Source organism: Bartonella sp. CR127HXZ (assembly GCF_042194555.1).
Lineage (GTDB): Bacteria > Pseudomonadota > Alphaproteobacteria > Rhizobiales > Rhizobiaceae > Bartonella > Bartonella grahamii.
Window position 1 is genome coordinate 1 of the sequence record NZ_JBHIMZ010000027.1, and the last position, 7,237, is coordinate 7,237.

General features: G+C 41.0%; 12 protein-coding genes. All 12 read left to right on the top strand.

Annotated elements, in window-relative coordinates:
• Positions 1-100 precede the first annotated feature (100 nt).
• Positions 101-865: a type IV secretion system protein gene (locus tag ACFIKY_RS08520; protein ID WP_375661698.1), complete on the top strand. Its 765-nt coding sequence runs from the start codon at positions 101-103 to the stop codon at positions 863-865.
• Positions 866-889: 24 nt separating this feature from the next.
• Complete coding sequence (locus tag ACFIKY_RS08525) at positions 890-1,159, top strand: EexN family lipoprotein (protein WP_375661699.1); 270 nt, start codon at positions 890-892, stop codon at positions 1,157-1,159.
• Positions 1,156-1,560 carry an EexN family lipoprotein gene (locus ACFIKY_RS08530; protein WP_375652738.1) on the top strand — a complete coding sequence of 135 codons (405 nt, stop codon included), beginning with the start codon at positions 1,156-1,158 and terminating at the stop codon, positions 1,558-1,560. Before ACFIKY_RS08525 ends, ACFIKY_RS08530 begins: the two co-directional genes overlap by 4 nt.
• Before the next feature lie 2 nt (positions 1,561-1,562).
• Positions 1,563-1,838 (top strand): EexN family lipoprotein, encoded by a 276-nt coding sequence (locus ACFIKY_RS08535; protein WP_375655740.1) that lies wholly within the window; start codon positions 1,563-1,565, stop codon positions 1,836-1,838.
• 2 nt (positions 1,839-1,840) lie between these two features.
• A complete protein-coding gene (locus ACFIKY_RS08540) occupies positions 1,841-2,233 on the top strand; it encodes an EexN family lipoprotein (protein ID WP_375644472.1) in 393 nt (130 codons plus the stop codon).
• Between the two features lie 2 nt (positions 2,234-2,235).
• Positions 2,236-2,640 carry an EexN family lipoprotein gene (locus tag ACFIKY_RS08545; protein ID WP_375661700.1) on the top strand — a complete coding sequence of 135 codons (405 nt, stop codon included), beginning with the start codon at positions 2,236-2,238 and terminating at the stop codon, positions 2,638-2,640.
• 280 nt (positions 2,641-2,920) lie between these two features.
• A complete protein-coding gene (locus tag ACFIKY_RS08550) occupies positions 2,921-3,283 on the top strand; it encodes an EexN family lipoprotein (protein WP_375644470.1) in 363 nt (120 codons plus the stop codon).
• A 26-nt stretch (positions 3,284-3,309) separates the two neighbouring features.
• Entirely contained in the window at positions 3,310-4,245 is a 936-nt protein-coding gene (locus ACFIKY_RS08555) for a type IV secretion system protein (protein ID WP_375661701.1), read from the top strand.
• Between the two features lie 7 nt (positions 4,246-4,252).
• On the top strand, positions 4,253-4,540 hold the full coding sequence (locus ACFIKY_RS08560) for a type IV secretion protein VblB7 (protein ID WP_375661705.1): 288 nt from the start codon (positions 4,253-4,255) through the stop codon (positions 4,538-4,540).
• The gene (locus ACFIKY_RS08565) at positions 4,537-5,208 is read left to right on the top strand and encodes a virB8 family protein (RefSeq protein ID WP_375661702.1); all 672 of its coding nucleotides are present in this window, start codon (positions 4,537-4,539) and stop codon (positions 5,206-5,208) included. Before ACFIKY_RS08560 ends, ACFIKY_RS08565 begins: the two co-directional genes overlap by 4 nt.
• Positions 5,209-5,210: 2 nt before the next feature.
• Entirely contained in the window at positions 5,211-6,065 is an 855-nt protein-coding gene (virB9, locus tag ACFIKY_RS08570) for a P-type conjugative transfer protein VirB9 (RefSeq protein WP_375661703.1), read from the top strand.
• A gap of 27 nt (positions 6,066-6,092) precedes the next feature.
• The coding region (virB10, locus tag ACFIKY_RS08575; protein ID WP_375661704.1) for a type IV secretion system protein VirB10 at positions 6,093-7,237 on the top strand (1,145 nt) is incomplete at its 3' end.

Genomic DNA, 7,237 nt, shown 5'->3' on the forward strand with positions numbered 1-7,237 from the left:
GTGGCACCACCAAGAATATTGAACTCCTAGAGACCATTATGGATGAAGTTGGACAATCTCCAGAAAAATGGCTTCCTCTTTTCCAAGAAAGGTCAAAACAATGAAAAAACTTTTATTGGCAACAGCCCTTTGCGCAATTTCTTTCGGACCTCAAGCAAATGCATTTGGAGGTGGTCCCTTTGATTGGAGCATACTGCAGCAAAACATAGGGCAACTTGAACAATTGAAGCAACAAGTTGATAAAGCAAAACAGCAAGTTCAACAAGGTGCACAACAGCTTGAGCAATTAAAGAGCCAACTCGATCAAGCGAAACAATTATATAACTCCTTGAATGTCAAGCCTGACATCTCGGGATTGAAAGACATGTTCAACAAGCAAGGGAGCAGTGGCGCCCTTCCTTCAGATTTTAACCACTTTCAACAATCGATGGGCAGCGGCGGTGGCGGTGGTGGCGGCAGCAAAAACACGCAAAAATGGCAAGAAGAACTTAAATACAAAGAACCCGCGGGGGGCGCAGGATCAAAAGAGGCAGTGGATGCTTTTTACGCACAAGAAGTGAAAAAAGCTGAACAGCGCGTAGTAGGACAAGCAGCAAAAGGACAAGACGTCTACGAAGAAGCCAGTGAAACACAAAAAAACATTACCAAGCTCCTTGACGAACTTGGAAGTACTGAAGATGCGGGTAAAATTCAAGGCATTCAAGCACAATTAGCAGCGGTACAAGCAGACCTCCAAGCAAAAATACTACAAATGCAAGCTGCCATGATGATTCAACAAGCAGAAGAAAAAGCTGCAGAAAGACGTGAAATGGAAGAATTTAAAGCACGAACCAAAGCTTTAGCCCAAAAACTGCGTGGTCAATAAACAGGAAAAAAGAGGGGCTTGAATATGAACAAGATCATCATAACAACATTGCTACTTTGCACAGGGCTGATCACGACTGGTTGTGAAAAAACCTACAGCGTAGAAGAACTTAAAAAAAATAAAAAACTGATGGAAGAAGTATTAGTGAAATGTTTGACGTCAGGGGATTTGAATTCGAAAAATTGTAAAAATGCAGAGCAAGCTGAATTTGAAACCCGTAAAAATTGGAGAGGCTTTGGCTCGACAAATGACGATAAACAAGAATCTGAAAAGAAACAGGACAATAAATCATGAATAAAGTTCTCATAACAACATTGCTACTTTGCACAGGGCTCATCACGGCTGGTTGTGAAAAAACTTATAGCGTCGCAGAATTTAAAAAAAATGAAAAATTGATGGAAGAATGGGGAGCAAGATGTGGATGGTCAGGAACTTCAAAAAATTGTGAAAACCTAAGAGTAGCAGCTTTAGAACTTGAAAAGGAACGCCGGAAAAAAGCTGAAGAACATAATCGCAAACTAGATGAAGAATTTAAAGCTAAAATGAAGGCTAAACTTGAAAAAATGGAGGCTGAGACTAAAAAAATACTAGAAGAACAAAGAGCGAAAGAACGCGCTGAAGAAGAACAAGAAGCAAAAGAAAAAGCCGAACGAGAAGCAGAAGAGCGCGCTAAACAACAACAGGACAGTCATTAATCATGAATAAAGTTCTCATAACAACATTGCTACTTTGCACAGGGCTCATCACAGCTGGCTGTGAAAAAACTTATAGCGTCGCAGAATTTAAAAAAGATAAAAAATTGATGGAAGAGTGGAATGCTAAATGTGGATTCGCAGGAACTGCCAAAAATTGTGAAAACCTAAGATTAGCACAACTTGAACTTCAAAAGGAATATTACCATAACCTTGCAAATGAACTTCTTGAAGATAATCAAGAACAAAAAGAGTCCGAAAAACAACAGGACACCCATTAATCATGAATAAAGTTCTCATAACAACATTGCTACTTTGTACAGGGCTTATCACAGCTGGATGTGAAAAAACCTATAGCGTTGCAGAATTTAAAAAAGATAAAAAATTGATGGAAGAGTGGAATGCTAAATGTGGATTCGCAGGAACTGCAAAAAATTGTGAAAACCTAAGATTAGCACAACTTGAACTTGAAAAGGAATATGAAGCGAAAGCTGAAGAAAGAGCTCGTAAAGCTCAAGAGAACCTTGATAAAGCATTTGAAAAAACCAGAATTAGATTGAGAGAGGAGATTCAAAGAAATCAAGCTGAATATGAAAGAAGGCAAGCTGAACAACAAGAGAAAGAACGAAAAGCAGAAGAGCGCGCTAAAGCTAAACAACAACAGGACACCCATTAATCATGAATAAAGTTCTCATAACAACATTGCTACTTTGTACAGGGCTTATCACAGCTGGATGTGAAAAAACCTACAGCGTCGCTGAATTTAAAAAAGATGAAAAATTACGCCTAGAGTGGGATGCGAAATGTGGATTTGCAGGAACTTCAAAAAATTGTGAAAACATGCGGTTAGCATTTTTAGAACTTCAGAAAGAGTATGAAGCAAAAGCAGAAGAAAGAGCGCGTCAAGCGGAAGAGAACAATCGCAAAAGAGATGAAGAATTTATGGCGAAACAAAAAGCTTGGATTGAAAAAATGGAAGCTAATACTAAAAAAAAATTAGCAGAACAAAGAGCAAAAGAACGCGCTGAAGAAGAACGAAGAGCAAAAGAGCGCGCGGCAGAAGAACAACAAAATAACCATTAAGACATAATGAAGAGCGGAGCATCTCAATGGCAGTAGAAAGCAAAGGCATATTCACTAAGATAGACAATATGTTAACGGATCCCATTACAAAAACAATGGATAACATCTATTGCGCTTTAGCTGCTCAACTTAAAGAACCTTACAGACTATACAATAGATTTATGGCAACATTATGTCGCTGCCCTAGATTTATCATCACTGGTTATAAAAACCGATAACCTAGCATAATTTAAAAATTGTGCTCAAACCTCAAAAACTGAAAGGAAAAAGGGGAATATCTATGAATAAAGTTCTCATAACAACATTGCTGCTTTGCACTGGAATTATCGCTGCTGGATGTGAAAAAACCTATAGCGTCGCAGAATTTAAAAAAGATGAAAAATTACGCCTAGAATGGGATGCGAAATGTGGATTTGCAGGAACTTCAAAAAATTGTGAAAACATGCGGTTAGCATTTTTAGAACTTCAGAAAGAGTATGAAGCAAAAGCAGCAGAAAGAAGTCGTAAAATTGAAGAAGAAAATCGCAAATCAATGGAAAAATTGAAAGCTGAACAAGACGCTTGGATTGAAAAAATGAGAGCTAAACGAGAAGCAAGAGAACGCGCTAAAAGAGAAGCTGAACAACAACAAAATAACCATTAAGACACGATAAATAACGGAGCATCTAAATGGCAATAGTAACCAAAGGCGTATTTACTGACATAGATGATATGTTGATGAATCCCATTACAAAGACAATGAATGAAATCATTCACAATCTCTCATCAAGCTTAGGTGCTCCGCTTAAGCTGTCTTGTACAATTTACATTATATTTATGGGCTACAATATCATCTATGGGCGCTCTTCCATGCCCTTATGGGAATTTATAGTGACAACTTTCAAACTCGGCATCGTTGTTTCACTTGCCACAAACGCTGCTCTTTATAATGAGTGGGTCAGTGGTATATTTTTCCATGATCTGCCAAATGCCATTTCAAATGTCACACAAGGAGCACATGTGGATCGAAATGTATGGGACAATATGATGAACCAAGCTGGAGCACAGGTTTTGGACGCAGCAAACCAGTACACAGGTCTGACTCAAATGGGGATGTTTATTGCGACATGGATTGCTGGTTTTATCTGCCTAGTAGTTGCTGCCTTTTTTTGTCTAGTCGGTTTTGTTGTTTCATTATTTGCTAAACTGGGATCATTTCTTGTCCTATCAATAGGACCACTCTTCATAAGCCTCTATATATTTTCCTCAACCAGAAAATTCACAGAAGCATGGTTAGGGCAAGTTGCAAACTTCATCATTTTATATGTGTTAGTCGTGCTGCTTGGTGGTTTATATGTTAACATTTCAATGAACGTTTTTTCAAGAGGTATTGACAATATCTTCACTACTTTAATTCAATTCTTGGTTGTTGGTATTGGTGGTATTTTTCTTTTCCTCAGACTCCCTGATATCGCATCAGCTTTAGCCTCTGGGGGGGCTTCTCTTACAGGATCAGGACCAGTCGCTAAAACAACGGCTCAACTAACAGGTAAAGCTGCTAAAGCAACAGCCAACACGATAACGAAGGGCGTTAAAAAACTAGCATCACTATTAAAAAAGGGCTAAAATGAAAATGCGGGAATTTAAAAAAATTGGGGTCATCTTACCATTTCTCTTCCTCAGTGGCTGTATGTCTTCACCAAACACACTGAAGTCACTTCCAAAGTGTGATGGATATTCTAAACGTCCACTCAACAGATCAATGTGGAATTGGGAAGGGAAAAAACCCACGCCCACGCCCATTATCATCAGTAACAACACCCCTTCACCCCTAAAAGAAGGGAAGCTGGAAATGCTTCTGGCACAAAAATTAACGGATGAAGAAATCAAATCTTACAAAAATTGCGGGCAAAAAGCATGAAAGAAAAAGACATAGAACAATACATTGCTGAAGCACGCTCGTTTGATCAAGATCGCATGCTCGCCTCACGCCGCACCACCCGCGTCTCGCTTGCCATTGCCGGCATCGCGGTTGCTGTTGCAATAATGTCTTCTCTCGCGGTCATCACCCTCACCCCCCTTAAAACCGTGGAACCTTTTGTCATCCGTGTGGACAATTCAACCGGCATTGTTGAAGTTGTGGAAGCCTTAAAAGAAGGTCCCACCAATGTCGACGAAGCAATCACACGCTACTTTGCTGCAAAATATGTCCGCTCCCGTGAAGGCTTCACCACAGAAGAAACACAACACAACTTCCAAACCGTCTCTCTCCTCTCTTCTTCTGAAGAACAGGAAAGATTTGCCAGCTGGTATGGAGCAAGAAATCCCCAAAGTCCTCAAATTCTCTATAAACACGCCACCGTTACAATAACAATAAAATCAATCTCCTTTATCAATGACGATGTTGCCCAAGTGCGTTACTACAGAACCATTCATGACAACGAAACCAAAAAAGAATTCATCACCCACTGGGTTGCAACACTTACCTTTGAATACATCAATGCCCCTATCTCTGTCCAAAACCGTTTGATAAATCCTCTAGGGTTTATTGTTAATGAATATAGAACCGATCCGGAAGTGGTCAACTGATCATGACAAAAAAAATTCTTTTTCTCATTCTTAACATCGCTATTACCCTTTCTCCTATAGCCTTGAGCCATGCCAGTATTTTTCCCACCCGTGCGCCAAGCGATAGCCGCATTCGCTTTATCAACTATGATGCCTATAATGTCACAAAAATTATTGGCTCTATACGCTCATCGGTACAAATAGAATTTTCTCCCAATGAAGAAATTGCCCATGTGGCAATTGGCAACAGCGTTGCATGGGAAGTCGCCCCCGCTGGCAATATTCTTTTCCTTAAAGCGCGGGAAGTCCAACCCATTACCAATCTCCAAGTCGTCACCACAAAGCTTGATGGCTCAAAGCGCTCCTATCAATTTGAACTTACGATCAAAGATGGGGAAATTTCCTCTGGACAAGAAACATATTTCCTTGTGAAATTTCGCTACCCACAAGAAGAAGCAGAACAAAGAAGACTCGCAGCCCTTATGCGACAAGAAAAACAACAAGCCCAGCGTATTGATAGTGTCTTCAACGCTTCTGAAACCTATGGACCACGCAATTGGGCTTACACCGCTCAAGGATCAAGCACGCTCGAACCCGCCTCCGTTTATGACAATGGCAAAACAACAACATTTACATTTCCCGACAACCAAGAAATCCCTGCCATTTACATTGTCAGCAATGACGGTACAGAATCGCTGGTTCCAAAAACCACAAGAGGCAACATGGTTATTGTCCATGCCATTAGCGCGCGCTTCACCCTAAGACAGGGAAAAAACGTCCTATGTGTCTTTAACGAAGCCTATCAACCAAAAGGCACAAATCCAAATACCGGAACAACCTCACCATCTGTTGAACGTAAAATTGCATCAGATCTTTAAATAAGCGGGAATTGAAGGGGACAACTTATGAGTGATAAACCAATCATCGAAGATCGAGGATCTATTGGGGATGGCAAAAACAATAGCGCCAAAACCGCCGGCAAAAAAATAGTTGTCGCAATAGCCTGTATAGGAATCTGCGGCTATGTGCTCTGGAACATCTTATCCACCCCCACAGAACAAAAAGACACCGCAAAAGCTCATAAAAAACAAGCACAAAACTTTCACAATTCCCTCGCCCCTTTAGAGCTCGCGCCCTCTGACCCGCGTGCAAACATAGCGCCAATAACCTTACCACCCCCACAACCACTCGCACAAGAACCCAAAAAAGATGACCCATTACTTGATGCCGCAAGACGCGCCCCTGTTTTAGCTTTTGCCAAAGGTTCTAAATCTCAATTAAAAGACATTGTCAACACGACTCTCAACCCCTTTGACAAACTCCATGCCCTCGAAAATCTCGCAAATGCGCAAAATTCTCCTGCCCTTCAAGACACACAAAATTTTGCGACCCTCTTAAAGCCTACCAAAACAGAAGAAACAAAAGCAAAACTCATCGGCAATAGAAACTTTATCATCGCCATGGGAACCTCTATCCCCTGTATCTTAGAAACTGCATTAAACAGTGAGCAACCAGGCTTTGCAAGCTGCATCATCAACCGTGATATCCTCTCTGACAATGGGCGCGTTGTTTTGCTTGATAAAGGAACCCAAGTGATTGGCGAATACCGCGGAGGGATAAAACAAGGTCAATCTCGCCTCTTTGTGCTCTGGACAAGAGCAAAAACCCCAACCGGTGTCATCATCGACCTTGCCTCACCCGCAACCGACAGTTTAGGCAGAACCGGTTTTGATGGCAACATCAACACCCATTGGTGGGAACGCTTTGGCTCTTCCCTTTTGTTGACCGTTATTGATGGTGCCACAACCGCCCTAACAAATAAAATAGTAGGCAATTCCAATAAAGAAGGTTCAAACAACTCTGGAGGCGGCGGTTTTGAAGGCGCAAACAACACTGGAAAAGAGGCCGCCAGTATTGCCCTTGAAAATCAAATCAATATCCCTCCTACCTTAGAAAAATTTCAAGGCGAACTGGTCAACATTTTCGTAGCAAAAGATCTCGATTTTTCCTCTGTCTATAAACTAGTCGTAAAGAGCAAAAGAAACCGCTC